Source organism: Chenggangzhangella methanolivorans, from assembly GCF_042648545.1.
Classification (GTDB): Bacteria; Pseudomonadota; Alphaproteobacteria; order Rhizobiales; family Methylopilaceae; genus Methylopila; species Methylopila methanolivorans.
Genome location: NZ_JBHRXS010000003.1, coordinates 976,086 through 999,595 on the forward strand (window position 1 = coordinate 976,086; position 23,510 = coordinate 999,595).

Below are 23,510 nucleotides of genomic sequence, written 5' to 3' on the forward strand. Positions count from 1 at the left end.
CGAGGGACGTGCGGGAAGGATGCTCATCAGGCTGACCGCAACCTCCTGATGCGTGAGCGGTAGCCGTCTTCGAGCGTGACGAGCGTCTGCGATCCGAGCGGCTGATCAAGCTGGAGGCGCACGATCCGCCGGAGCGCCAGCGCCATCACACGGGCGGCGCCGAGATCGGGATCGGACATCGCACGAGCGCAGTCCAGGAGGCTGGATTCCGTGATGGTCTCGAGATGCGCGATCAGAGAGGTGAGAGCTGCGGGCGACGGCGAGAGGCGGCGAGCCTTCTCGAGCTCGACGGCGTTCTCATGCCAGGTCGACGCGACCTTGAGCCGGAGGTCCGTGAAGAATTCGAGGTTGGAGCCGATGCTGCGGTAGATCGCCCGCGCGCGCTTCAGGCGCCCTCGCTCTTCGGGCTCCATTTTGAAGAGATCGCGCCGATACTTGACCTCTAGGTAGGTCTTGCGGCGATTGCGTTTGATCCCAAAGTCCGGGGTGTAGCGCGTCGGCTTCCCGTTGAAGGTGAAGTGCAGCGTGTGAGGCTGATCCATGTAGCTGACGACATCGTTGTCGACCTCCAGCCATCGGATCGCGCGGCGCTCGAGATAGGATTCAGAGGCGATCATTCGATCGCACTTGACGCTCGGATAGAGGCTGACGGGTCGGTTCCGGCGGCCGTTGAAAACGGTGCGTATGGGCTCCCCGTTCTCGAGAACCTCCATCCGGGCGTCGTAGGCCGCGAGGATCTTTTCGGACTGCTTCTTCGTGAGCGGGCTAAACACAGGTCGCCTCCGGAAGGGATGCTCCGGACGAGAACGACCAGTTCAGAGAGTGGATCGCCGGTGCGATCAGCGCCTTCAGGCTGCCTCCGCCGGAAAGCCACTGCGCGCGTTGCGCGACGAGCTGGGAAAACGGGGCAGTTGGAAGATCATGAAGCCTGTTGAAGGCCTCGATCACCGCGCACGTTTCCCTCTGCGGCAAAGCGGGACCACAGAGCAGATCGATCAAGCGGATCCAGGACATCTGCTTCCGGAGCTCGACGAGAGATGAAGGATCGAGCGATGCGGCGGCGATGATGTCGGGAGCGGTCATCCTGGGAAGAGAGAACTGCCCGGAAGGGGCGCGCTCGCACAGCATCCAAGGCATTACGAGAACGCGATCTTCGGCCGCGAGCGAGATCTCGCAGACAATCTGAACCTCGAGTCCCCTCCGGTCCGCGACCAGTTCGGCGGCGGCGAAGTGCTCGTCCTTGAGCTCGCAAAGGCCTCCTGCGAAGCGAGGCCTGGCGTAGTCCAACATGGCGACCCTCTTGGCGCACGTCTCCAGTCGCAGAGAGCGGACTCAGCTGCGGCGGTCATATTGGGAGTTCGGTGAAGTTCAGTCGGAAGAGCTAAGCTCTAGGATGTGAAATGGACCAATCCCTCTTTCGAGGTTGTAAACGGTCCGGGCGGCACGGATTGAAAGTCCGGGTCGACCCGCAGCCTCTTTGAGAGTGAGTTAACGGGGTATTTGGATCCTATTTTTGTACGCGCGAAGAGCAAGCATTTCAGCGATTTCCGCGACGCCCGGCGTCAATCTTTCCATTGCCGCCAAGGCCTTGGAAGAGGTGGACAGGGCGACGCCTCTCTGCAGCAGCCACTTTCGGATTGCGGTCGTGGCCAATGAATTGTCCGTGATGACTGAGCTGGGAAAGCGGTTCTCGGAGACCACTCGCTCAATCAGTCGAATAACGGCCACCGGCGGATGACCGGTGATGAGCTCGACCTGCAATTGTCCCGAGGCAGGGATGAGCAAAGCGCAGCACGTAATGCCGGAAGCGAACCGGTAGCGCTCCAGAAGCCATGCGTGCGGGTCCGGGACCAACGCCGCGTAAGTTTTCCCCCTTAAAGCGCCTGTCGGCCCCGTCGTCAGTGCGAGATCGGTCATGCCGAGCACCCCGCTTCGAAATCCCCTCGACTGGGCGTGGCGGCATCTCTGCACAGACGGGCGACATCTTCGCCTCGGACGAAGCGGTGGTGCACAAGAAGCGCGGCGACCGCCTCGATCTCGGTTCTGTGCCGCCGTACAAGATCGTTCGCCCGCAGTTGAAGCCGCGCGAGATCAGCCTCCACGCCGTTGCGCAGCTGCTCGTTGGTCGACAGGGTTGCGGCGACGCGGTCGGCGGCCCCAAGGAAGGTCAGTTTTTTGCCGAGCCCGAACGAGCCGTGGGCGCCTGCCAGCAGCGAAGTGGCGACGGCGAGATCGGACGCCTCTACCCCGCCGGAACCGGCGTCCACAGCCCCGCAAAGAACTTCGTCGGCCGCGCGTCCGCCGAGAGTCACGACGACGTAGTCTTCGACGTCTGCGAAAGTCATCGGGCGGTGGCGGCGGGTGAAATTCGTGACGCCGATCCCCGCCCCGCCGGAAGCGACCTGAACGGCTCCAACCTTGAGGCCGAGGACCGTGGCGATCACCGCATGTCCGGCCTCGTGCAGCGCCGTCTGCCGCAACAGCTCCTTGTCCATTTCGATCGGCGGCGCGATCGCGGCGGCGAGGTCCGCGGCTCGCAACTCGCGGGAAGCATCGCGGGCGATCTGCCGAGCCTCCGTGACGATCCTGACGATGTCGGCGCCCGACATGCCTTCCGTCATTTGCGCGAAGGGCTCGAGGTCCTCCGAGGCGAGGTCGCGGCCAAGATAGCAGCGGAAGATAACCTCCCGGTCCGCCTTGTTCGGCAGATGGATCTTGACGACCTTGTCGAGCCGTCCAGCACGCCTTAACGCCGGATCGACTCGGCTGGCGTTGTTGCAGGCGCCGATCGTGATGAGCCCTGGATAGCGCAACGTGCCGTCGATCAGATCGAGGACGCCGTTGACGAAGTTGATCCACCAGGCCGCGTATTTTCCTTCCTGGCTATCGCGGTCGACGATGCTGTCGATCTCGTCGATCATCAACAGTCCTGGCCGATGCGCGCGGGCCGCCTCGATGGCCGCGCGCGCGGCCTTCAGTGCGTCGTCCAGATGGCCTTCGCCTGCAGAGAGCCAGCGAGAGACCGAAGTCGTTTCGAGCGGCAGCTGCGTCGTCTTCGCCAGAGCCATCGCATAGATGCTTTTGCCCACGCCTGGAGGTCCTTCGAGCAGTATTCCTTTAGGGAGATCCTTGAGCGTGATGCCGGGCTCGCCTCGCCTCAAGCGCTTGATGTCGCGCGCCAGCGCCATGCCCCACGTCTTCGCGGCCCCATATCCTGCGAGTTCAGAGAGGTCGGGAATCCCGTTGTCCATTGGCGATGGCGGCGTGACGGTCGTTGCACTGAGGCGCTTGACGACATCTGCGACCGAGGAACCGGGTCTCGCGGCGAACGCCATCGCCCGCAGATCGAGGACGTCAGGAGCGCCCACGTCTTCGGGCGAAACAGCCTCGCCATAGAACTCGGTGAGGGCGCGAGCGATGTCGACTGCCGAGGGCTTCGGCACGACGATCCAGCGATCGCAGTTTCGAACGAGAATTGCTGGCAGTTGCCGTTCTGGATCTGCAGCGACGCCGATGACGGATCGACCCTGGGCGATCTCGCTGCTGATGGTGTTGGCCATATCCTCGAGATATGTCGATCGCCTGCTGGTCGGTTTCGACGGTACGTCGGAGCGAAACAGATAGGGATCTGAAAGACCGAATTCGTCTGGAGTTCGGCTGTCGACGAGGTTGCGCACGATCGCGACAACCAACTCGACCCAGCTTTCAGATGGCGCTTCGATGACCCAAGCCAGCGGTTGCTTCAGCACCGTTGCGAATGTCGGTATGTCGATCGCTTCAAGCACAGCGGCCCGAACCAAACGCTTGGTGAAAGGCAGCGCGGCGACCTCTTCCTCGTCCATTTCCCTCGTCCGCATGCTCAGCGCTCCACTCGATATTCTTCGACCGCGGACATCGGTGTGATGGCACTCTCGAAGTCGATCGTCAGGAGACCGCCTGAGACGAGCGCGAAGACGACGCCATACGTGTCCGAGGCTTGAACAACGGCGGCGCAGTCCTCTAGCGTGGCGAGAGGGTTGTCGCGCGCCACAGCTTGAACCGAGAAGCGGTCGCTGGCGGCGACGGACAGGTTGGCGTAGCGAGCTACGAGCTTGCAGTTATCCAGGAAGGGCTTGCGGCGGATCCATCGCTGAGGGAGCAAGCGAATTGTTTTATCCGCCTTTTCGACGGCGGATCCCCGGAGGAGCCAGAGGCGCTTACGGATTTCCGCGTCATACCAAATCCGTGTCGGGACGACGACGACGACCATGGCGCCCTTGGGACCGCGGACTGGGACCGGAACGATCTCCGTCGTGCCCAATAAAGATTTCAGGTTTTCCGCTTGAGCTTCGAACTCGCAATCCACGAGCCGGTAGTGCGGCAGAGCGCAAATAACGGTCTGCGTCTCGAGAGCTAAGCGATCCAAATCCTTCCGACGCCGCCTTTGACGCTCGCGGAAGGATTGCTTTCCGTCGTATTCAGGGATTGGACGTATGATGGGTGCGTCGAGAAGCACGGCGCCCTCTTCCTCGGTCAGCGTGGCCGGAAAGTTCGATTAGGGGCGTCGTGACAGGGCTCGGGATGACCGATCTGCACGCGAGTGAGTTTGAGTTCGGCGCGGCTATCGCTAACTGCGACCTGAACTTCCTTCCGGTCTTGGAGCCGGGTGCCCTTGTCGTATCTGCTCTGCGCTCGCCGCGAAACAGCAAAGTTGACTTTATGTCAATCGAAGCGAGAGTATGGTTAACGAACGCCAAATAAAGGCGGCGCGCAGTCTTCTCGACTGGTCGCAGCAGGAGCTCGCTGAGCGCGCGGGAATCGCTCGGTTTACGCTGATCAAAATCGAAACTGGCGAAGCTCGGGCTCAGGAGGCGACGATCTCCAAGATCGTGGCTGCTCTGGAGAATGAGGGCATCGTGTTCTTCGAGACCGAGGGACGCTATGGGGTGTCCAACAAGCGCTGATCGATCCGCCATTAAGAGCGGAGACGCGCTACGCCGGTCACGATCATTCCGCGACCTTAGAAAGCCGTTGAGATCCTCTATGGCGATCGACAGCTGAACAATGCGATAGACAAAGGGCTAGCTATAAAGCCCCGTGGGCACGATAAATTTGCAGCCAAACCTCCGCGCGCCAAGCAATTTGGCCGAATCTACACGGCACTGGCAGTTAATCCGCTGCCGCACACGCAGCAGCGGATTAACTTTACTCAGGAGATTGATTGCTCGATCAGAAAGTCGATCAAAGCCTGTAATCATCAACCGGCGGGCAGCCACACACTAAATTTCGATCGCCAAACGCATTGTCAACGCGGTTGATCGGCGGCCAGTATTTGTCGACGCGGAAAGCCCCCGTCGGAAAACACGCGACTTCCCGGCTATACGGCCGTTCCCAAGGGCCGATCAGATCCTCGACGGTGTGGGGCGCATTCTTGAGGCAATTGTTATCCCTGTCCGCTCGGCCGTCCTCGATCGCGCGCGCCTCCTCGCGAATGGCGAGCATGGCGTCGCAAAAGCGGTCGATCTCCGCCTTGTTCTCGGACTCTGTCGGCTCGATCATCAGCGTGCCCGCAACAGGCCAACTCATGGTCGGCGGATGGAAGCCGCAATCGATCAGGCGCTTGGCGATGTCGTCGACGCTAACACCGGTCGCCTTGGTTAGCGGTCGACAGTCGACGATGCATTCATGCGCAACGCGCCCGTTGCGGCCCGAGTAGAGGATCGGATAGGCGGTCGAGAGGCGTTTCGCGATGTAGTTGGCGTTGAGGATCGCAATCCGGGTCGCCTGCGTGAGTCCGCGCCCGCCCATTAGCAAGCAGTACGACCATGAGATCGGAAGGATGGACGCCGAGCCGTAAGGCGCGGCCGAAACCGTGAACTCCCGGCCGTCCGTCTCGGGATGACCCGGCAGGAACGGGATCAGGTGCTCCTTGACGCCGATTGGCCCCATTCCCGGCCCGCCGCCGCCGTGCGGGATGCAGAAGGTCTTGTGCAGGTTGAGGTGGCTGACATCTGAGCCGATATCGCCCGGCCTCGCCACTCCGACTAGCGCGTTGAGATTCGCGCCGTCCAGATAAACCTGCCCGCCATGACCGTGGACGATCTGGCATATTTCTCTGACGGTCTCTTCGAACACGCCGTGGGTCGAGGGATAGGTGATCATCACCGCCGCAAGACGGTCCCCATATTGCTCGGTTTTGGCTTTCAGATCGGAGACGTCGACGTCGCCGTTCGGCGACACACCCACCACCACGACTTCCATGCCGCACATCTGCGCCGAAGCGGGGTTGGTGCCGTGCGCCGATGACGGGATCAGGCAAATCGTTCGCTGAGCGTCGCCGCGGCTCAGATGATAGGCCCGTATCGCAAGCAGGCCGGCATACTCTCCTTGCGCGCCCGAGTTCGGCTGCATTGAGATCGCGTCGTATCCGGTGATCTTGCAAAGCTTGTCGCTGAGGTCGTCGATCAATCGCTTGTAGCCCTTGGCCTGGTCGGAAGGCGCGAAAGGATGGATCTCCGAAAACTCCGGCCATGAGATCGGCAGCATCTCCGCGGTCGCGTTCAGCTTCATGGTGCAGGAGCCAAGCGGGATCATCGCCCGGTCGAGCGCAAGGTCGCGATCGGCGAGGCGGCGCATGTAGCGCGTCATCTCCAGTTCCGATCGATTCATGTGGAAGATAGGGTGGGTCAGATACTCCGACGTCCTGACCAGCGACTGCGGAAGGTGGCTCTCGGGCCAAGCCTCGTCGTACCTCAGATGATCGCCGCCGAACGCGCGCCAGACCGCCTCGACAATCTGCGCCCGCGTGCGCTCGTCGACGGAGATCCCGATCCGGTCCGAGCCAACCTTTCGCAGGTTGACGCCGTTCGCCACGGCCTGCTTCAGAATCATCTCTTGGAACGCGCCGGCCTCAACGGTGATCGTGTCGAAGAAGGTACCGGGCTCGACCTTGAAGCCTAGGCTCTTCAAGCCCTCCGCCATCCGGACCGCGTCGCTATGGACTCGCTCAGCGATGGCCTTCAAGCCACGGGGTCCATGGAACACGGCGTACATCGAGGCGATGACCGCGAGCAGCACCTGGGCGGTGCAGATGTTCGAGGTCGCCTTCTCGCGGCGGATGTGTTGCTCTCGGGTCTGTAGCGCGAGCCGGTAGGCGCGGTTCCCACGCGAGTCGATCGAAACGCCCACGATGCGGCCTGGCAGCAAACGCTTGTGCTCGTCCCGAGTCGCCATGTAGCCGGCGTGTGGACCGCCATAGCCCATCGGCACGCCGAAGCGTTGGGTCGAGCCGACGGCAATGTCTGCGCCCATCTCGCCCGGCGGCTTCAGCAGCGTCAGCGCGAGCGGGTCGGCCGCGACTGTCGCGATCGCGCCGGCCGCGTGGAGCTGCGCGATCGGCGCCGAGAAGTCGCGGATCACGCCCTCGACGCCCGGATACTGGAACAGCGCGCCGAAGACCTCTTCGGCCGCCAGATCCTCGAAGGGATCGCCAACGACGATCGTCCAACCGAGCGGCGCGGCGCGGGTCTTCAGCACCGCGATAGTTTGCGGCAGGCAGTCGGACGCGACGAAGAAGGAGGTCGCCTCGGATCTCGAGACGCGCTTGGCCATCGCCATCGCTTCGGCCGCAGCGGTCGCTTCGTCGAGCAGCGAAGCGTTCGCCACGTCGAGGCCGGTGAGGTCGGCGACCATGGTCTGGTAGTTGAGGAGCGCCTCGAGACGGCCTTGGCTGATCTCCGGCTGGTAGGGCGAGTAAGCGGTATACCAGGCTGGGTTCTCGAAGATGTTGCGCTGGATCGCGGGCGGCATGGTCGTGCCGTAGTAGCCTTGGCCGATCAGCGAGATCACGAGCCGGTTCTCGCTCGCGATCTCACGCATCTTCTCAAGCATACGTTGCTCGGAGAGCGAGGGGCCAAAATCGATCTGACCGGCCCACCGAATGGTTTCGGGCACCGTCTCGTCGATCAGAGCGTGCAACGTCGGCGCGTCGACGACGGCGAGCATCTCGTCGATCTCGGCCGTTGTCGGGCCGATGTGGCGACGATTGGCGAAGTCGTGCGGATCGTATCGGTCGACGCTCGTCATGGGCGTGGCATCACTTCGTGATTTCAGCATAGGCGGCCTCGTCCATCATCCCGTCGAGCGCCGACGCGTCGGCGAGCCTGATCTGGTAGAGCCAGCCCGCGCCCTGGGGATCGGAGTTCAGCAAGGCGGGCTCAGCGATGACCGCGTGATTGACCTCCGTCACCTCGCCGTCGACCGGCGCATAGACGTCGGAGGCGGCCTTGACCGACTCGAGCATGGCGGCGGCCTGACCCTTCCTAAGCGCCGCGCCAACCTTCGGCGCTTCGACGAAGACGATGTCGCCGAGCTGGTCGGCCGCGTATGCCGTGATGCCGACGGTCGCGACGTCGCCGTCAACCCTGAGCCACTCGTGCTCTTGGGTGAATTTCAACATGGGGATCTCCGAAAGTTCAGCCGCGCTTGAAGCGGGCCGGGACGAAAGGAAGGGGCGAGACGACGGCCGGCATCCGCTGGCCGCGGACTTCCGCGAAGACGCGCTGGCCGACCCTGGCGAGGTTTTTCGGCAAATAGCCCATGGCGACAGGCGCGTTAACGCTTGGCCCAAAGCCCCCGGACGTGACGGCTCCCGCAGCCTCGTCGTCGTCTTCAGCGGCGAACAATTTTGCGCCGGCGCGGACCGGCACGCGGCCTTCCGGCCGCAGGCCGACGCGACGCCGCGGCGCGCCCGACGCGATCTGATCGAGGATCTTCTGGTCGCCGGGGAAGCCGCCTTCACGAGCCCCGCCGAGCCGGCGGACCGGAGGGATCGCCCATAGTAGCGACGCCTCGACAGGCGTCGTTCCGGCGTCGATGTCAGCGCCATGGAGGCACAGCCCGGCCTCGAGCCGGAGCGAATCGCGCGCGCCGAGACCGATCGGCTGGACGGCGTCGTCGGCCAGGAGCGCTTGCGCGAGCTCCTGCGCTATTTTGCTGGGTGCCGAGATCTCGAAACCGTCCTCTCCGGTATAGCCCGAGCGCGAGACCGAGCAGCGAGCGCCTACGATCTCGACCTCGCGAAAATCCATGAAGCGCATGCCGGCGACGTCCGGCGCGAGCCGTGCGAGGGCGATTTCGGCGCCGGGGCCCTGCACCGCGATCAAGGCTTGGTCGAGCGGCTCGATTTCGCAAAGGTCCGCGATCGAGGCCCTCAGATGCGCCTCGTCGGCCGCCTTGTTGGCTGCGTTGACCACCAGGATCAGCCGGTCGCCGAGCCGCGCGACCATTAGGTCGTCTAGGATGCCGCCATCGTGGTTCGTCAGGAAGCCGTAGCGCTGCCGGTTGTCCGCGAGGTCGAGCACGTCGATCGGCGTGACCCGCTCCAGCGCACGCGCGGCGTCGGCGACATTTCCCGAACGCGCGCGAAGCGCGATCTGGCCCATATGCGAGACGTCGAACAGTCCGGCGGCCCTGCGGAGGTGAAGGTGCTCCTTCAGCACTCCGAGCGGATAGCTGATCGGCATGTCGTAGCCGGCGAACGGGCAGAACTTGGCCTCCAGCTCTCCATGGAGCGCATGCAGAGGGGTGCGCCGGAGCCTTGCTCCGGCGTCATGGCGCGCCGTTTCGGTCATCGCGGGCCTACCGATGCGTCGTGTGATGCGCAGGCGGTGGCGCCGGGCGAAACGCCCGGACGAATGAAGAACAAAAGAGGCTGAGGGTCATCATGCAACTCCGCGACAGATCAATCGCGGACCGTTCATACGGTCCGCTTTCCCCCATCTGTCACGGGTACCTGAGAGCTTCCCTCGACCGCGGTGGAGGCGGGGAGGTTTCTCCTTCGGTGGACGCCTCGAGGACGTCTCTCTCCAGATTGTCCAGCTATACGGTTTTGTGCCTGAGAGATTCCGGGGGGATTGCTCCGTCGGCGCCATAACCGATCAGAAGTCGGTCTGGGCTCTCCCGCATAGTTTGTCGGACGAGCAGAGCATGAAGCATCGCGCCGAGTTTCGCAATCAGCTGGAGACAATTCGGGGCTGGGCTTTGGTACGACGATCTTGACGACGTCAGACGTCAGGGCGACCGGCTCGCAAAGTAAGCAGTTACCGCGAAGATCCGCCGCAGGCTGCGCCGAACATTTGCTACGCTGGTTCTCGTCAGCGCTGGCGAGCAGCCGCCCGGTGGTTCGGCCGCGACTGGCTAGCGCTTGCGGTTCATGACGCCGCCCCCGGTCAGCCGGCGCAACGAGGTGTCGAGCTGCGTCTCGGCTCGGCGAAACTCGCGCGTCGCCTCGCGAAGGTAGGAGATGTGGGAATGGGCGGCCGCGCGCGCGCCCTCGGGATCTTTCCTCAGGATCGCCCCGACGATCTCGCGATGCTGCTCGCGCAGAATGTCCCGCGTGTGCGCGATGCTGAACAGCTGTCGCCGATTGACCAACACGTCCGCACGCAGGCCGCCGGCAAGCACGCGCATCACATGCAGCAGCACGACGTTGTGCGTCGCCTCGTAGATCGCGATGTGAAGGGCCGCGTCCGCTTCGGCGTCTTCGGCCGGGTCGTCGCCGCCATGAGCGCGGTCGATCCGATCCATGCGCTCCTGCAGGCCACGGCGGTCGACCTCGTTGGCGCGCTCGGCGGCCATCGCGGCGGCCGCGCCCTCCGCCATCGCGCGAAACTCCAGATAGTCGTCCGCGACCTCAGCGTTCGTCGTGAGCAGGTCGATCAGCGGATCGGAAATGACCGCCGCGCCGAGTTCGGCCACTTTCAGTCCCCCGTCTTCCCTGCGCGCGAGGAGACCGCGCTTCTCCATAATCGCGATGCCCTGCCGGATCGTCGGGCGCGACACGTCGAGATGTTCGGCGAGATCGCGTTCCGGCAGCAGCGTCGCGCCCGGCGGCAGAGACCCCTCCAGGATGAGGCTTTCGAGCCGCCGGACGACGAGATCGGCTGCGCGCTCGGTCTTGATGGGGTCCATAGCGTGCGGTTCCGCAGGTGACGTCCCGCTCTTAACACCAGCGTCCGCGATCCGCCAAAGCGCGGCGCCGCGCTGGTCGGCGCTGGCGACCGGATAACTTTTGGCCAGTTGCTCGTTGTGGTCAGATAATTTTACCAAAGCGCGGCGGGCGTGATGGGTCCGCGTTCGCTCGCGCTTCGCGACGCTGCCGGAAACAGCCCGCATGCCCCTGATTTCGATGCCCGAGCCCGACCCCGACATTCTCGCCCGGTCGCCCCAGATCCTCGCGGCCCTGAGGGCCGCTCTGCCGGCCGACGCGCTAGTGACGGACCCTTCGGAAACGCGCGCCTACGATTGCGATGCGCTCACTGCCTATCGCTGCGCGCCGCTCGCGGTCGCGCTACCGCGAACGACCGAAGAGGTCGCCGCGGTCATGCGGGTCTGCGGCGATCACGGCGTCCCCGTGATCCCGCGCGGGGCCGGAACGTCTCTGGCAGGCGGAGCGCTGCCGACGACCGACAGCGTCGTGATCGGCGCCATGCGCCTGCGCGAGGTGCTCGAGATCGACCTCGAAAACCGCTTCATCCGCGTCCAGAGCGGGATCACCAACCTGTCGGTCAGCGCGGCGCTTGCGCCTCACGGCTTCTTCTATGCGCCCGACCCGTCCTCGCAGCTCGCCTGCACCATCGCGGGCAACGTCGCCATGAACTCCGGCGGCGCGCACTGCCTCAAATACGGCGTCACGACCCACAATCTGATGGGCGTCCGCATCGTGCTGGCCTCAGGCGAGGTGGTGGAGCTCGGCGGTCCCGAGCCCGGCGCCGCAGGGCTTGATCTACTCGGTCTCGTCTGCGGCTCGGAGGGGCAGCTCGGGCTCGTGACCGAGGCGACCCTCAAGATCATCCCCAAGCCCGAGGGCGCCCGGCCGATGCTGATCGGCTTCGACACCGCGGAAGCGGCCGGCGAATGCGTGGCCCGCATCATCCGGTCGGGCCTGCTGCCGGCTGCGATCGAATATATGGACGAACTGTGCCTGCGCGCGGTCGAAAGCTTCGCCAAGGCGGGCTACCCCGCTTGCGCGGCGGTTCTGATCGTCGAGGTGCTGGGGTCCCAGGCCGAGATCGACGACCAAATCGCGCAGATCGGCGCGATCGCGGCCGAGCTGGCGCCGGTTGAGATGCGCAGCAGCGGCTGCGACGACGAGACCGCGGCGATCTGGAAGGGGCGCAAGGCTGCCTTCGGAGCGATGGGCCGCCTCGGCGACTATCTTTGCCTCGACGGTACGGTCCCGGTCTCCAAGCTTCCCATTACGCTCAAGCGAATCGGCGAGCTGTCTCGCGAGCATGGCCTCGAGGTCGCCAACGTCTTCCACGCCGGCGACGGCAACATGCATCCGCTGATCCTGTTCAACGCCAACGCCCCCGGCGAGCTCGAACGCGCCGAGGCCTTCGGGGCCGACATTCTGCGGTTCTGCGTCGAGGTCGGCGGCTGCCTCACGGGCGAGCACGGCGTCGGCGTCGAGAAGCGCGACCTGATGACCAGCCAGTTTGCGCCGGACGACCTCGCCATCCAGATGGAGGTGAAGGACGTGTTCGATCCAGACTGGCTGCTCAATCCCGCCAAGGTGTTCCCGCTCGACGTCAGCCGCGCCCGTCGCGACCGCAAGGGAGCACGGTCGTGACGGCCCCGCGCGCCCTGAAAGACCAAGTCGAGAACCTCGAACCGGCCGACGAGAAGGAACTCGCGGAAATCCTGTCCGGCTGCGCAGCCTTCGGCGAGAAGCTGCGGGTCGTCGGAGGCGGAACGAGGATCGAGCCGGCCTTCGTCGAGGCGCGTCGTCAGCTCTCGACGAGGCGCCAGACCGGGATCGTGGACTATGAGCCGGGCGAACTCACGCTGATCGCGCGAGCCGGAACGCCCGTGGCAGAGATCGAGGCGGCGGTTGCAGCGCAGGGACAGTCGCTCGCCTTCGAGCCGCCGGACCACCGCCGCCTGCTCGGCGCCAAGGGCAAGTCGACGATCGGCGGCGTCGTCGCCGCCAACGCCTCCGGGCCGCGCCGGGTGCTGGCGGGCGCGTGCCGGGACCACCTGCTCGGCATCCGCTTCGTCGACGGGCGAGGCCGCGTCCTGAAGAGCGGTGGCCGTGTCATGAAGAACGTCACGGGCCTTGATCTCGGCAAGCTTCTCTGCGGGTCGCACGGCGCGCTCGGCGTGCTGACGGAAGTCGCGCTCAAGACGCTTCCCGAAGCGCCGCGCCAGCGCACCATCGCCTTTTTCAACCTCGACGCGCGGGCGGCGGCCGGGATTTTCGCCAAGGCGCTCGCCACGCCATACGAGGTCTCCGGCGCGGCGTTCCACGCGGGCGTTGCTTGGCTGCGGATCGAGGGATGGGAGCGGCAAGTCATTTATCGCGTCGATCGCCTGCTCGCGCTGTTGGGCGGCCGCGACAGCGACGTCATCAAGGACGACGGCAGCCGGTTGCTGTGGCGGGCCTTGCGCGACTTCGACCATTTCGCAGCGTCGCAAGCTCCTGTCTGGCGGATCCTCGTAAAGCCGACCGACGCGCCGGCTGCGACCGCGGCGCTCGAGGCGCTCGGTCTGGAAACGTCGATGGACTGGGGCGGCGGCCTGATCTGGTGCTCGGGCGAGGCGGCGAGCGCCCGCTTGCGGTCGGCCCTGCCGGGTGGCCACGCGACGCTCGTGCGGCGCGGCTCGCGCCCGGCGGCGGAGGCGTCCCATCCGCTTTCCGCACCCGTCGAGGCGCTGTCATCGGCCCTGCGGCGGACCTTCGATCCGGCCGCGATCCTCAATCCCGGACTGATGGGCTTCTGACATGCAGACCAGTTTCAGCGCCGCCCAGCTGCTTGATCCCTCCGCCAGGCGCTCGAACGAGATCCTGCGGTCCTGCGTCCATTGCGGGTTCTGCACGGCCACCTGCCCGACCTACGCCGTGCTCGGCGACGAACTCGACAGTCCGCGCGGTCGAATCTACCTGATCAAGGACATGCTGGAGAACGACAGGACGCCGGACGCCAAGACGGTTCTCCATGTCGACCGCTGCCTCGGCTGCCTGAGCTGCATGACGACATGTCCCTCGGGCGTGCACTACATGCATCTCCTCGACCACGCCCGGCGGCACATTGAGCAGCGGTTCGTGCGGCGGTGGGACGATCGCGCCCTGCGGTGGCTGCTGTCGAGGATCCTGCCGCACGCCGGACGTTTCCGGCTGGCGTTGAGCCTTGCTCGGCTGGCGCGCCCGCTCCGCCGCCTCATGCCCGACGCGCGGCTGCGCGCGATGCTGGAGATGGCGCCGGCGTCCCTGCCGGCCCGCAGCGCCAACGACGAACCGCAGGTCTTTCCGGCCGAAGGCCCCCGCCGCCGCCGGGTCGCGCTGATGATCGGCTGCGCCCAGCGCGCGCTCAACACCGACATCAACGACGCCACCATCCGCCTGCTGAGGCGTCACGGCTGCGAGGTGGTGGTTCCCAAAGGCTTGGGATGCTGCGGGGCGCTGTCCCATCACATGGGACGGACCGATGAAAGCCACGCCTTCGCCGCGGCCGCAATCCGCGCGTTGAGCGCGGAAATCGACGGCGAAGGGCTGGATGCGATCGTCATCAACACGTCCGGCTGCGGCACGACCGTGAAGGACTACGGCCACATGTTCCACGACGACGCCGTCCTGGCCGACGACGCCGAGCGTGTCGCCGCGCTTAGCCGGGACGTCACCGAGGTCATGGCCGAGCTGGGGCTGGAAGCGCCGGGGCAGTCGCTGCCACTGCGGGTCGCCTATCACGCCGCCTGCTCGCTGCAGCATGGCCAGCAGGTGCGCGCCGCGCCCAAGGACCTGCTGAAGGCTGCGGGCTTCATCGTGATGGAGCCCAAGGACGCCCATCTTTGCTGCGGTTCGGCCGGAACCTACAATCTGCTGCAGCCGGCGATCGCAGGCGAGCTCGGCGCCATGAAGGTCGCTTCGATCGACGCGCTTCAGCCGGACGTGATCAGCTCCGGCAATCTCGGCTGCATGGTGCAGATCGGCTCGACCTCGCGGGCGCCGATCGCCCATACCGCCGAGCTGCTGGACTGGGCGACCGGCGGCCCGCCGCCGCCCGCGCTCGCGAGTCTTCTGGCGGCCCCCGCCGCATGACCGCGGCCGCCGATCCCTCACGCCGCGCCAAGAGACCGCGAAACCTCGTGCGCGCCGCGACATACGATCTGTCCGATCCGGTCGATGTCGGAGTCCGGCAGCCGATGGGTCGGTCCGGAGATCGAGAGGCCTGCGACCGCCTCCCCGTAGGCGTTGAGGATCGTAGCCGCCACGCAGCGCATGCCGGTCGTGCGTTCCTCGTCGTCGAAGGCGTAGCCGCGCTCGCGCGTCGCGGCGAGTTCGTCCCGAAGCTGCGCGAGCGAGGTCACGGTCTTGTCCGTGAAGCGTTCGAACGTCCGGCTCCTGAACATCGCGTCGAGGCGCGCGTCCTCGTAGCGGCTGAGCAGGGCTTTGCCGATCCCCGACGCGTGCATCGGCGAGAGCGTCCCCGGCGGAAAGAACGCCCGGATCGATTCCTGCGTCTCCACCTGGCTGACGAAGAGAACCGCGCCGTCCTTCTCGACCCCGAGATTGGAGGTTTCGCCGGTCTCGCGCATCAGCGCCCGCATCACCGGACGGCTGCGCTCGACCGCCGAGGCGCCGCGCAGGAAGGCCGAGCCGAGACGATAGGTCTCCGCCCCGATCCGCCACTCCTGCCGGCCGGCGCTGATCTCCACGAAGCTGCGGCGTTCGAGCGTCGACAGCACCCGGTGCATGGTCGCCACCGACTGGTCGAGCGCGACCGCAAGCTCCGACAGGGTGACGCCGTCGCGCTCGGCGAGAAAGCCGAGCACGTCGAGCGCGCGATCGAGCGCCTGGATCGTGTCGGTGGGCTTTGCGCCGCCAAATCCCTTCGGCCGGCCACGCCGACGCATGCCGGTCTCCATTCGATTTCCCCCTTCGCCACGACGCAAGCGCACGCCGATGATTTTCCATCTGATGGAAAAAGCCAATCGACTGATTGGAATATGCTTTTATCGATTCTATTGAAAATGAAAAATTTTTTCAAAAAAATTTTCAACTGCACCGTCAAGCGTTAGTTTCGTGAGACGCTTAAGGAGAATCCGCGATGTTCTCGCAAAACCCCGTCTTCATTCCCGGACCGACAAATATTCCGGAGATCCTGCGCAAATCCGTTGACGTCCCGACGATGGATCATCGTTCGTCGCACTTCGGCGATATTCTGCATCCGGCGCTCGCCGGCGCAAAGAAGGTGCTGAAAACGGAAAGCGCCGAAGTCTTCGTGTTCCCTTCGACCGGGACCGGGGGCTGGGAGACGGCGATCTCGAACACGCTGAATCCGGGCAACAAGGTGCTGGCCGCGCGCCACGGCATGTTCAGCCGCCGTTGGATCGACATGTGCGGACGCCACGGGCTCGACGTCGTCGTGGTCGAGGCGACGTGGGGCGCGGCGCTGCCGGCCGATCGCTACGAGGAGATCCTCACGGCCGACCGGGCGCATGAAATCAAGGCCGTTCTCGTCACCCACAATGAGACAGCGACCGGCGTCCGCTCGGACGTCGCCGCCGTCCGCCGCGCGCTCGACGCCGCCGGCCATCCGGCGCTCCTCCTCGTCGACGGGGTGAGCTCGATCGGCTCGATGGACTTCCGCATGGACGAGTGGGGCGTCGACGTCGCGGTGACGGGTTCGCAGAAGGGCTTCATGCTGCCCGCGGGCCTTGCGATCGTGGCGTTCTCGCCGAAGGCGCTTGCGGCGACCGAGACCGCGACGCTGCGCCGGTGCTTCTTCGACGTCCGCGACATGGGACGCAGCCAGGCGGCGGGCGGGTTTCCCTATACGCCTCCGGTCGGCCTGCTGAACGGGCTGAAGCTCGCGACTGGGCTGCTGCTCGCCGAAGGCCTCGACAACGTCTTCGCGCGCCATCGCCGCATCGCGGACGGCGTCCGGGCCGCCGTCGCCGCCTGGGGGCTCGAGCTCTGCGCCGAGCGGGCGGACATCCGCTCCGACACGGTGAGCGCCATCCGGACCCCGGTGGGCTTCGACGCGACGCGGATCGTGACGCATGCGGCGCAGGTCTACGACGTCGCCTTCGGCGTCGGGCTCGGCGATGTCGCCGGCAAGGTGTTCCGCATCGGTCATCTCGGCGCGCTCACCGACGTCATGGCGCTGTCGGGCGTCGCGGCCGCCGAAATGGCGATGGTCGATCTCGGCCTCGACGTGCGGCTCGGCTCGGGGGTCGCTGCGGCGCAGGAGGTCTATCGGCGCACCGCGGCCGCCGACCTTCGCGCGGCGGCCTGACGGGAGGCCCGCCGATGACGAGCCTTCCGACCTTCGACGAGATGCAGGCCGCCCATGAGCGCATCGCCCCTTACGTCCACCGCACCCCGGTGCTGACCTCGCGCTTCATTGACGAGGTCATGGGCGCCTCGCTGTTCTTCAAATGCGAGAACTTCCAGAAGGCCGGCGCCTTCAAAGCCCGCGGCGCGACCAACGCCGTGTTCGGGCTGAGCGAGGAGCAGGCCCGCCGCGGCGTCGCCACCCATTCCTCGGGAAATCACGGCGCGTGCCTGTCCTATGCGGCAGGACGCCGGGGGGTGCCTTGTACGGTCGTGATGCCGCGCACCGCGCCCCAGGCAAAGAAGGATGCGGTTCAGGGCTATGGCGGCCGGGTGGTTGAATGTGAGCCTTCGACCTCCTCGCGCGAGGCGGTGTTCGCGGAAGTCGTGGCAGAAACCGGCGCGGAGTTTGTGCACCCCTACAACGATCCGCGCGTGATCGCAGGGCAAGGCACCTGCGCCCGCGAGCTGATCGAGCAGGTCGACGGGCTCGACGCCGTGATCGCGCCGATCGGCGGCGGCGGCATGGTGTCGGGGACGTGCCTGACGCTCTCCCATCTCGCGCCCGAAATCGCGATCTACGCCGGCGAGCCCGAGCAGGCCGACGACGCCGCGCGCAGCCTGAAGGCCGGCCGCATCATCGCCGACGACGCGCCGCACACCGTCGCTGACGGGCTGAAGGTCCCGCTGAAGGACCTCACCTGGAGCTTCGTCAGCCGCCACGTGACCGACATCCTCACGGTCTCCGAGGACGAGATCGTCGAGGCCATGAAGCTCATGTGGAAGCGCATGAAGGTCGTCGTGGAGCCGTCGAGCGCTGTGCCGCTCGCAGCTCTCCTGAAGAACCGGGCCGCCTTCGCGGGCAAGCGCGTCGGCGTCATCGTCACCGGGGGCAACGTCGACATCGACGCGCTGCCCTGGACCGCTCCGCGGGCGTGAGGAAGGAAACCAAATGACCATCGCATCCAGTCTCGTGGGCCTCGAGGTCGGCTTTGACGTGCCGGCCTTGCCGGGCATGCGCGAGGACGAGATCCAGACGCCCTGCCTCGTGCTCGACCTCGACGCGCTCGAGCGCAACGTCGTCAAGATGGGCGATTACGCCCGCGAGAAGGGCATGCGCCACCGCGCGCATGGCAAGATGCACAAGTCGGTCGACGTGCTGCGCCTGCAGATGGAGCGCGGCGGCGCGATTGGCGTGTGCTGCCAGAAGGTCTCCGAGGCCGAAGTGTTCGCGCGCGCCGGCATCGACGACATCCTCGTGTCCAACCAGGTGCGCGAGCCGGCCAAGATCGACCGCCTGTCGCGCCTTCCTGCGCTCGGCGCCCGCATCTTGGTCTGCGTCGACGATCTTGCGAACGTCGCCGAACTCTCGGCAGCCGCGCAGAAGAACAAGACGACGATCGGCTGCCTGATCGAGATCGACTGCGGCGCGGGGCGCTGCGGCGTGAAGACGGCGGCGGACGTGGTCGCACTCGCCCGCGCGATCGTGAGGGCCGACGGCCTGACGTTCGACGGCATCCAGGCCTATCAGGGCGCGATGCAGCACCTCGACCGCTACGAGGACCGCCGGGCCAAGCTCGACGCCGCGATCGCACAGGTGGCCGAGGCCGTCGACGCGCTGAAGGCCGAGGGTCTGGATCCCCGGCTCGTTAGCGGCGGCGGCACCGGCAGCTACTATTTCGAAGCCGCCTCGGGCGTCTACAACGAGCTGCAGTGCGGCAGTTACGCGTTCATGGACGCCGACTACGGCCGCATCCTCGACCAGGACGGGCGGCGGATCGACCAGGGTGAATGGGAGAACGCGCTCTTCATCCTGACGAGCGTGATGAGCCACGCCAAGGCCGACAAGGCGATCTGCGATGCGGGCCTCAAGGCCCAGTCGGTCGATTCCGGCCTGCCCTTCGTCTACGGGCGCGACGACGTGAAATACGTCAAATGCTCCGACGAGCACGGCGTCATCGACGATCCGCACGGCGTGCTGAAGGTCAACGAGAAGCTGCGCCTCGTGCCCGGCCACTGCGACCCGACCTGCAACGTCCACGACTGGTATGTCGGCGTGCGCCGCGGCGTGGTCGAGACGGTGTGGCCGGTCTCGGCCCGCGGCAAGGCTTATTGAGCCCGGGGAAGGGACGCATCCGATGATCATCGTTCCGGAAGCTGCGATCGCAGGGCTCGTCACGGCCGCCGATTGCTATGACGCGGTCGAGAAGGTCTTCGCCTCCATGGCGAAGCGCTCGGCCTACAACTTCCCTGTCATCCGGGAGGCGATCGGCCATGCGGACGCGCTCTACGGATTCAAGTCGGGCTTTGACCGCGACAGCCTCACGCTCGGCCTGAAGTCGGGCGGGTTCTGGCCCGGGAACATGGCGAGGGGCCTCACCAACCACCAGTCGACCGTGTTCCTGTTCGAGGCCGACACCGGCCGCTGCCGGGCGGTGGTCGGCGGCAACCTGCTGACGGCGCTGCGCACGGCCGCGGCCTCGGCGATCTCGATCCAGAGGCTGGCGCGCAAGGACGCGCGCACGATCGGCATGATCGGGGCCGGCCACCAGTCGGCCTTCCAGCTCCGCGCGGCGCTCGACCAGCGGCCCTTCGAGAAGGTGCTGGGCTGGAACGTCGATCCGTCCATGCTCGGGCGCCTCGAGGAGGTCGCGGCCGAACGCGGCGTCGCCTTCGAGGCGGTCGATCTCGACCGGCTGGGCGCAAGGTCCGACGTGATCGTGACCATCACCTCGTCCTTCGCGCCGATCCTCGAGGCCGCTCAGGTCCGGCCGGGCACGCACATCGCCTGCATGGGAACGGATACGAAGGGCAAGCAGGAGGTCGAAGCCGCGCTCCTTGGAAAGGCCAGCGTGTTCGCCGACGAGATCGCCCAGTCGGTCTCGATCGGCGAGGCCCAGCATGCGGTCGCGGCGGGGCTGATCGACGTCGGCGACATCGTCGAGATCGGTGCCGTAATCAATGGCGACCACCCCGGCCGCACTTCCGCCGAGGAGATCACGATCTTTGATGGCACTGGTGTTGGCCTTCAAGACCTCGCTGTCGCGTCCGCTGCAGTATCGCTTGCGCTCGAAAGGGGTATAACGGTCGAAGTAGCGTTCTAAGCAAAAGCGATATCTTCCAGGCCGGGCGCGAGCTTTCGGCCCCAAAAAGAGCGCGGCTTTCCGCCATAGCGGCCAGTCGCGTCTCGGAACAGCTCTTTCCCACCCGTATCAGGATCGTCAAAGATCTGATCCTGATCGCTGTGGCACAACCGACCCCAGCAAAGTATCTATAAGAGATGGTGCCGCCAAAATCGGTGCAATGATTGCCCATGACAACGCTAGGGGCGTCGCTTGCGACTATTATCTTACAAAAGCATTGAGAGAGGGACGAAGCCAAGTCGGACTGCCTATGATGTCATGACTGTCCCTAGGTCATGCCCCAGCCGTCATCGCGGTAACGGTTCGCTCCAAGCGTACCGCTCCTTTTGCTTGAGAAGCCGGGGGTGACGGGTACCATCCGGCTGTAGAGTGAGCCCCCAAGAAAGCAGCTTGCGGCTCTGGCTCGTTTGTCGATTTGGCGGCAGCTACTTCGACGAAATTGATTGTCTGCGTTTCTATAACGATCTGTGTGCGGGTCGCGACGCCAAGCTTCTGTATAATTGCGGAAACGTGGGCCTTAACGGTCGAAAGCCCAACGTTGAGTTCGTAAGCGATCTGCTTATTGACCATGCCGTTTTTAATGCAGGTCAGAACTTTAAGCTGCGCACTGGTCAACGTGCGGATCCGCTCCGCCACTTCGGCTTCGCGCGTGAGAGCGGTTGTCAAAGGCCGTGAAGACCGCCTCCGGAGAGCGCTGGGCACGTAGACCGCACCAGTAAGCATTGCGTCCACCGCAGCGTCGAATGTTAACCGCTCGGCTCGCTTGCTCACAAACCCGGCCGCGCCGAACCTGAGCGCAGCCCGGATCATATTCGGATCGTCAAGCCCCGACAGAATGGCGACGCGTGCTTTTGGCAGTCGCTCTCGGATCCCAAGTAGGCCTTCGAAACCCGTGACGCCTGACATTGCCAATTCTGTCAGGATGAGATCGATCTCAAGCCCATATGCGGCGTCACAGGCGGCGGCGATAGAGCCAAACTCGAGAACTCCGCACTCGGAAAACCGGGTGCGGAGACGATTGGCGACGGCCTCCCGGAAAATCGGATGATCATCGATCAAGAGAAAGCGCATCGAAGGCGTCCGTCACTGGCGTTCAGGGGAATTGAGTGCTCCGACGCCGCGCCAGGAGAAATTTGGCGCGGCGTCGGTCCGGGCGGGACAGGGGAAGACTTCGCCCCGCCCGTGCTCGTGTCAGCGGATCGCGACTTCCTTGGGCAACTTGAAGGCCCAGAAAGATCCGCCCTGATTGATGCCGGCGGTGGTCTTCGCCACGTCGCCGCCCCACAACGGAACGGCGCCGCCCCACCCAGCCGCGAAGCCTATCCACTGCTCGCCGTCCTGTTCCCAGGTAATCGGCGACGAGACGACGCCGGTGCCGACGTTAAACTTCCAGAGTTCATCGCCCGTCTTGGAGTCGAAGGCCTTGATGTAGCCCTCGGACGTGCCGGTGAAGAGCAGTCCGCCTGCAGTGGTCAGAACACCGCCCCAGAGCGGAGCCTTGTTCTTGTACTCCCACACGACCTTTCCGGTCGCCGGATCCATCGCCTTGAGCGAGCCGATGTGGTCCTCGAAGGTCGGCTTGATTTCGAAGCCTGCGCCGAGATAGGCCGCGCCCTTCTTGTAAGCGATCGGCTCGTTCCAGATGTTCATTCCCCACTCGTTGGATGGAATATAGAACAGTCCGGTATCGGGGCTGTAGGAAACTGGGTTCCAGTTCTTGCCGCCGAGGAAACCCGGAGTCGCGCGAACCACAACGCCCTTCTTGCCATCGGCCGACTTCGACGGGTCGCCGGGACGGTTCGCCTCGATGTAGATCGGGCGACCCTCGGGCGTGTACCCACTGGCCCAGTTGACGTTCGCTACGAACGGCGTAGCGGAGATGAACTTGCCGTTGGTGCGGTCAAGGACGAAGAAGAAGCCGTTGCGGTCGGCGGTGGCTCCGGCCTTGATGGTCTTGCCGTCCTTCTTGAGGTCGAACGACACGAACTCGTTCACGCCGTCATAGTCCCAGCCGTCATGCGGGGTGGTCTGGAAGCCCCACTTGATCTCGCCGGTATCCGGGTCAAGCGCGATGCGCGACGACGTCCACTTGTTATCGCCGGGACGCATCCAGCTGTTCCACGGGCCGGGGTTGCCGGTGCCGAAGTAGATCAGGTTCGTTTCGGCGTCATAGGTGCCACCGAGCCACGTGGCGCCGCCGCCGTACTTCCACATGTCGCCCGGCCAAGTCTCGTTTGTCTTGCCAGTCACAGTCGAGGGCTTGCCGTTAAGCTCGCCCATATGACCCTCGATCACCGGACGCTTCCAGATGATCTCGCCGGTTTCCGGATCGCGTGCTTCGACGCGGCCCACGACGCCGAACTCGCCGCCTGAGACGCCCGAGATGAGCTTGCCCTTCACGATCATCGGTGAGGCCGTGTAGGAGAAGCCGGACTTAAAGTCGTCGATCTGCTTCTTCCACTTTACCTTGCCGTTTTTGGCGTCGAGCGCGACCATCTGCGCGTCGAGCGTGCCGAAGATGAACATATCTTTGTAGAGCACGCCGCCGCGGTTCACGACGTCGCAACAGGGCAGGATGCCCTCAGGAAGGCGGGCGTTGTATTCCCAGATTTTCTCGCCGGTGCGGGAATTGATTGCCCAGGCGCGGCTATACGAGCCGGTGACGTAGATCACGCCGTCCTTGACGAGCGCCTGGCTCTCCTGGCCGCGCTGCTTCTCGCCGCCGAAGGAGAATGAATAGGCCGGAATAAGGCCCTTGATGTTGTTGCGGTTGAGCGTCTTCAGCGGGCTGTAGCGCTGGCCCTGGTTGCCAAGGCCGTTGGTGACGACGTCGTTGGTCGTCGCGGCGTCGTTGGCGATGTCCTCGTCGGTGACCGCGAAAGCAGGCGTCGAAAGGCCTGCGAGGAGCGCCGTCGCGGCGCAGGCAGCGAGAAATGCGGAACGAGATGTCATTTAGGTCTTCTCCCGAATTCGTCCTTCTGGACGCTTTGTGTTCGTTTGATCGTCTGCAGAGGCCGTCGCCGCTTCGGCTTCGGGTCCGAGAACCCGAAGAC

At 65.1% G+C, this 23,510-nt stretch carries 20 protein-coding genes and 1 riboswitch; of the genes, 8 read left to right on the forward strand and 12 right to left on the reverse strand.

Annotated features, from left to right (window positions below; translation table 11 throughout):
• Positions 1–26: 26 nt before the first annotated feature.
• From ACFOWB_RS04920 to ACFOWB_RS04940, 5 genes are all read right to left on the reverse strand, one after another.
• Positions 27–773 (reverse strand): TnsA endonuclease N-terminal domain-containing protein, encoded by a 747-nt coding sequence (locus ACFOWB_RS04920; protein ID WP_378145966.1) that lies wholly within the window; start codon positions 771–773, stop codon positions 27–29.
• Complete coding sequence (locus ACFOWB_RS04925; protein ID WP_261405558.1) at positions 766–1,290, reverse strand: hypothetical protein; 525 nt, start codon at positions 1,288–1,290, stop codon at positions 766–768. Before ACFOWB_RS04925 ends, ACFOWB_RS04920 begins: the two co-directional genes overlap by 8 nt.
• Positions 1,291–1,488: 198 nt before the next feature.
• Positions 1,489–1,917: a hypothetical protein gene (locus ACFOWB_RS04930; protein WP_378145969.1), complete on the reverse strand. Its 429-nt coding sequence runs from the start codon at positions 1,915–1,917 to the stop codon at positions 1,489–1,491.
• Positions 1,914–3,842, reverse strand: coding sequence for an AAA family ATPase (locus tag ACFOWB_RS04935; protein ID WP_378145971.1), 1,929 nt, complete (start codon positions 3,840–3,842; stop codon positions 1,914–1,916). Before ACFOWB_RS04935 ends, ACFOWB_RS04930 begins: the two co-directional genes overlap by 4 nt.
• A gap of 17 nt (positions 3,843–3,859) precedes the next feature.
• Complete coding sequence (locus ACFOWB_RS04940) at positions 3,860–4,495, reverse strand: hypothetical protein (RefSeq protein WP_261405555.1); 636 nt, start codon at positions 4,493–4,495, stop codon at positions 3,860–3,862.
• A gap of 223 nt (positions 4,496–4,718) precedes the next feature.
• Between ACFOWB_RS04940 and ACFOWB_RS04945 the strand changes: the two genes are divergently transcribed.
• Complete coding sequence (locus tag ACFOWB_RS04945) at positions 4,719–4,943, forward strand: helix-turn-helix domain-containing protein (protein ID WP_261405554.1); 225 nt, start codon at positions 4,719–4,721, stop codon at positions 4,941–4,943.
• A gap of 277 nt (positions 4,944–5,220) precedes the next feature.
• On the opposite strand, the gene gcvP is transcribed toward ACFOWB_RS04945, so the two are convergent.
• From gcvP to ACFOWB_RS04965, 4 genes are all read right to left on the reverse strand, one after another.
• A complete protein-coding gene (gene gcvP / locus ACFOWB_RS04950) occupies positions 5,221–8,064 on the reverse strand; it encodes an aminomethyl-transferring glycine dehydrogenase (RefSeq protein WP_378145974.1) in 2,844 nt (947 codons plus the stop codon).
• A gap of 10 nt (positions 8,065–8,074) precedes the next feature.
• A complete protein-coding gene (gcvH, locus tag ACFOWB_RS04955; RefSeq protein ID WP_378145976.1) occupies positions 8,075–8,437 on the reverse strand; it encodes a glycine cleavage system protein GcvH in 363 nt (120 codons plus the stop codon).
• 16 nt (positions 8,438–8,453) lie between these two features.
• On the reverse strand, positions 8,454–9,611 hold the full coding sequence (gcvT, locus tag ACFOWB_RS04960) for a glycine cleavage system aminomethyltransferase GcvT (protein ID WP_261405553.1): 1,158 nt from the start codon (positions 9,609–9,611) through the stop codon (positions 8,454–8,456).
• Between the two features lie 138 nt (positions 9,612–9,749).
• Positions 9,750–9,857, reverse strand: a riboswitch (glycine riboswitch).
• A gap of 319 nt (positions 9,858–10,176) precedes the next feature.
• Positions 10,177–10,950: an FCD domain-containing protein gene (locus ACFOWB_RS04965; RefSeq protein ID WP_378145979.1), complete on the reverse strand. Its 774-nt coding sequence runs from the start codon at positions 10,948–10,950 to the stop codon at positions 10,177–10,179.
• 202 nt (positions 10,951–11,152) lie between these two features.
• Here ACFOWB_RS04965 and ACFOWB_RS04970 point away from each other — a divergent pair, with 202 nt between their 5' ends.
• From ACFOWB_RS04970 to glcF, 3 genes are read left to right on the forward strand one after another with little or no spacing between them, the layout of a single operon-like run.
• A complete protein-coding gene (locus ACFOWB_RS04970) occupies positions 11,153–12,610 on the forward strand; it encodes an FAD-linked oxidase C-terminal domain-containing protein (protein ID WP_378145981.1) in 1,458 nt (485 codons plus the stop codon).
• Positions 12,607–13,761: an FAD-binding protein gene (locus ACFOWB_RS04975; RefSeq protein WP_261405551.1), complete on the forward strand. Its 1,155-nt coding sequence runs from the start codon at positions 12,607–12,609 to the stop codon at positions 13,759–13,761. The genes ACFOWB_RS04970 and ACFOWB_RS04975 overlap by 4 nt, the downstream gene beginning before the upstream one ends.
• Before the next feature lies 1 nt (position 13,762).
• Entirely contained in the window at positions 13,763–15,076 is a 1,314-nt protein-coding gene (gene glcF / locus ACFOWB_RS04980) for a glycolate oxidase subunit GlcF (RefSeq protein ID WP_261405550.1), read from the forward strand.
• Between the two features lie 17 nt (positions 15,077–15,093).
• On the opposite strand, the gene bhcR is transcribed toward glcF, so the two are convergent.
• A complete protein-coding gene (gene bhcR / locus ACFOWB_RS04985; RefSeq protein WP_378145983.1) occupies positions 15,094–15,903 on the reverse strand; it encodes an HTH-type transcriptional regulator BhcR in 810 nt (269 codons plus the stop codon).
• A gap of 182 nt (positions 15,904–16,085) precedes the next feature.
• Here bhcR and bhcA point away from each other — a divergent pair, with 182 nt between their 5' ends.
• The 4 genes from bhcA to bhcD are packed head-to-tail and all read left to right on the forward strand — an operon-like array spanning position 16,086 to position 20,418.
• Positions 16,086–17,276 carry an L-aspartate--glyoxylate aminotransferase BhcA gene (gene bhcA, locus ACFOWB_RS04990; RefSeq protein ID WP_378145985.1) on the forward strand — a complete coding sequence of 397 codons (1,191 nt, stop codon included), beginning with the start codon at positions 16,086–16,088 and terminating at the stop codon, positions 17,274–17,276.
• A 14-nt stretch (positions 17,277–17,290) separates the two neighbouring features.
• Positions 17,291–18,253, forward strand: a complete 963-nt coding sequence (gene bhcB / locus ACFOWB_RS04995) for a beta-hydroxyaspartate dehydratase BhcB (RefSeq protein WP_378145987.1) — start codon at positions 17,291–17,293, stop codon at positions 18,251–18,253.
• Positions 18,254–18,266: 13 nt separating this feature from the next.
• Complete coding sequence (gene bhcC / locus ACFOWB_RS05000; protein WP_378145989.1) at positions 18,267–19,430, forward strand: 3-hydroxy-D-aspartate aldolase BhcC; 1,164 nt, start codon at positions 18,267–18,269, stop codon at positions 19,428–19,430.
• A gap of 22 nt (positions 19,431–19,452) precedes the next feature.
• Entirely contained in the window at positions 19,453–20,418 is a 966-nt protein-coding gene (gene bhcD / locus ACFOWB_RS05005; protein ID WP_378145991.1) for an iminosuccinate reductase BhcD, read from the forward strand.
• 312 nt (positions 20,419–20,730) lie between these two features.
• Here the strand turns inward: bhcD and ACFOWB_RS05010 are convergent, their stop codons facing one another.
• Together ACFOWB_RS05010 and ACFOWB_RS05015 are read right to left on the reverse strand one after the other, a co-directional pair.
• Positions 20,731–21,528, reverse strand: coding sequence for a response regulator (locus ACFOWB_RS05010; protein ID WP_378145993.1), 798 nt, complete (start codon positions 21,526–21,528; stop codon positions 20,731–20,733).
• 120 nt (positions 21,529–21,648) lie between these two features.
• The gene (locus ACFOWB_RS05015; RefSeq protein ID WP_378145995.1) at positions 21,649–23,409 is read right to left on the reverse strand and encodes a PQQ-dependent methanol/ethanol family dehydrogenase; all 1,761 of its coding nucleotides are present in this window, start codon (positions 23,407–23,409) and stop codon (positions 21,649–21,651) included.
• Positions 23,410–23,510: the final 101 nt, after the last annotated feature.

What these genes read in the sequence shown, in the direction of transcription:
- ACFOWB_RS04925 (WP_261405558.1), bottom strand. Translation starts at nt 1,290, where the DNA reads ATGTTGGACTACGCCAGGCCTCGCTTCGCAGGAGGCCTTTGCGAGCTC.
- ACFOWB_RS04930 (WP_378145969.1), bottom strand. Translation starts at nt 1,917, where the DNA reads ATGACCGATCTCGCACTGACGACGGGGCCGACAGGCGCTTTAAGGGGG.
- ACFOWB_RS04935 (WP_378145971.1), bottom strand. Translation starts at nt 3,842, where the DNA reads ATGGACGAGGAAGAGGTCGCCGCGCTGCCTTTCACCAAGCGTTTGGTT.
- ACFOWB_RS04945 (WP_261405554.1), top strand. Translation starts at nt 4,719, where the DNA reads ATGGTTAACGAACGCCAAATAAAGGCGGCGCGCAGTCTTCTCGACTGG.
- gcvP (WP_378145974.1), bottom strand. Translation starts at nt 8,064, where the DNA reads ATGACGAGCGTCGACCGATACGATCCGCACGACTTCGCCAATCGTCGC.
- gcvH (WP_378145976.1), bottom strand. Translation starts at nt 8,437, where the DNA reads ATGTTGAAATTCACCCAAGAGCACGAGTGGCTCAGGGTTGACGGCGAC.
- gcvT (WP_261405553.1), bottom strand. Translation starts at nt 9,611, where the DNA reads ATGACCGAAACGGCGCGCCATGACGCCGGAGCAAGGCTCCGGCGCACC.
- ACFOWB_RS04965 (WP_378145979.1), bottom strand. Translation starts at nt 10,950, where the DNA reads ATGGACCCCATCAAGACCGAGCGCGCAGCCGATCTCGTCGTCCGGCGG.
- ACFOWB_RS04970 (WP_378145981.1), top strand. Translation starts at nt 11,153, where the DNA reads ATGCCCCTGATTTCGATGCCCGAGCCCGACCCCGACATTCTCGCCCGG.
- glcF (WP_261405550.1), top strand. Translation starts at nt 13,763, where the DNA reads ATGCAGACCAGTTTCAGCGCCGCCCAGCTGCTTGATCCCTCCGCCAGG.
- bhcR (WP_378145983.1), bottom strand. Translation starts at nt 15,903, where the DNA reads ATGGAGACCGGCATGCGTCGGCGTGGCCGGCCGAAGGGATTTGGCGGC.
- bhcA (WP_378145985.1), top strand. Translation starts at nt 16,086, where the DNA reads ATGTTCTCGCAAAACCCCGTCTTCATTCCCGGACCGACAAATATTCCG.
- bhcB (WP_378145987.1), top strand. Translation starts at nt 17,291, where the DNA reads ATGACGAGCCTTCCGACCTTCGACGAGATGCAGGCCGCCCATGAGCGC.
- bhcC (WP_378145989.1), top strand. Translation starts at nt 18,267, where the DNA reads ATGACCATCGCATCCAGTCTCGTGGGCCTCGAGGTCGGCTTTGACGTG.
- bhcD (WP_378145991.1), top strand. Translation starts at nt 19,453, where the DNA reads ATGATCATCGTTCCGGAAGCTGCGATCGCAGGGCTCGTCACGGCCGCC.
- ACFOWB_RS05010 (WP_378145993.1), bottom strand. Translation starts at nt 21,528, where the DNA reads ATGCGCTTTCTCTTGATCGATGATCATCCGATTTTCCGGGAGGCCGTC.
- ACFOWB_RS05015 (WP_378145995.1), bottom strand. Translation starts at nt 23,409, where the DNA reads ATGACATCTCGTTCCGCATTTCTCGCTGCCTGCGCCGCGACGGCGCTC.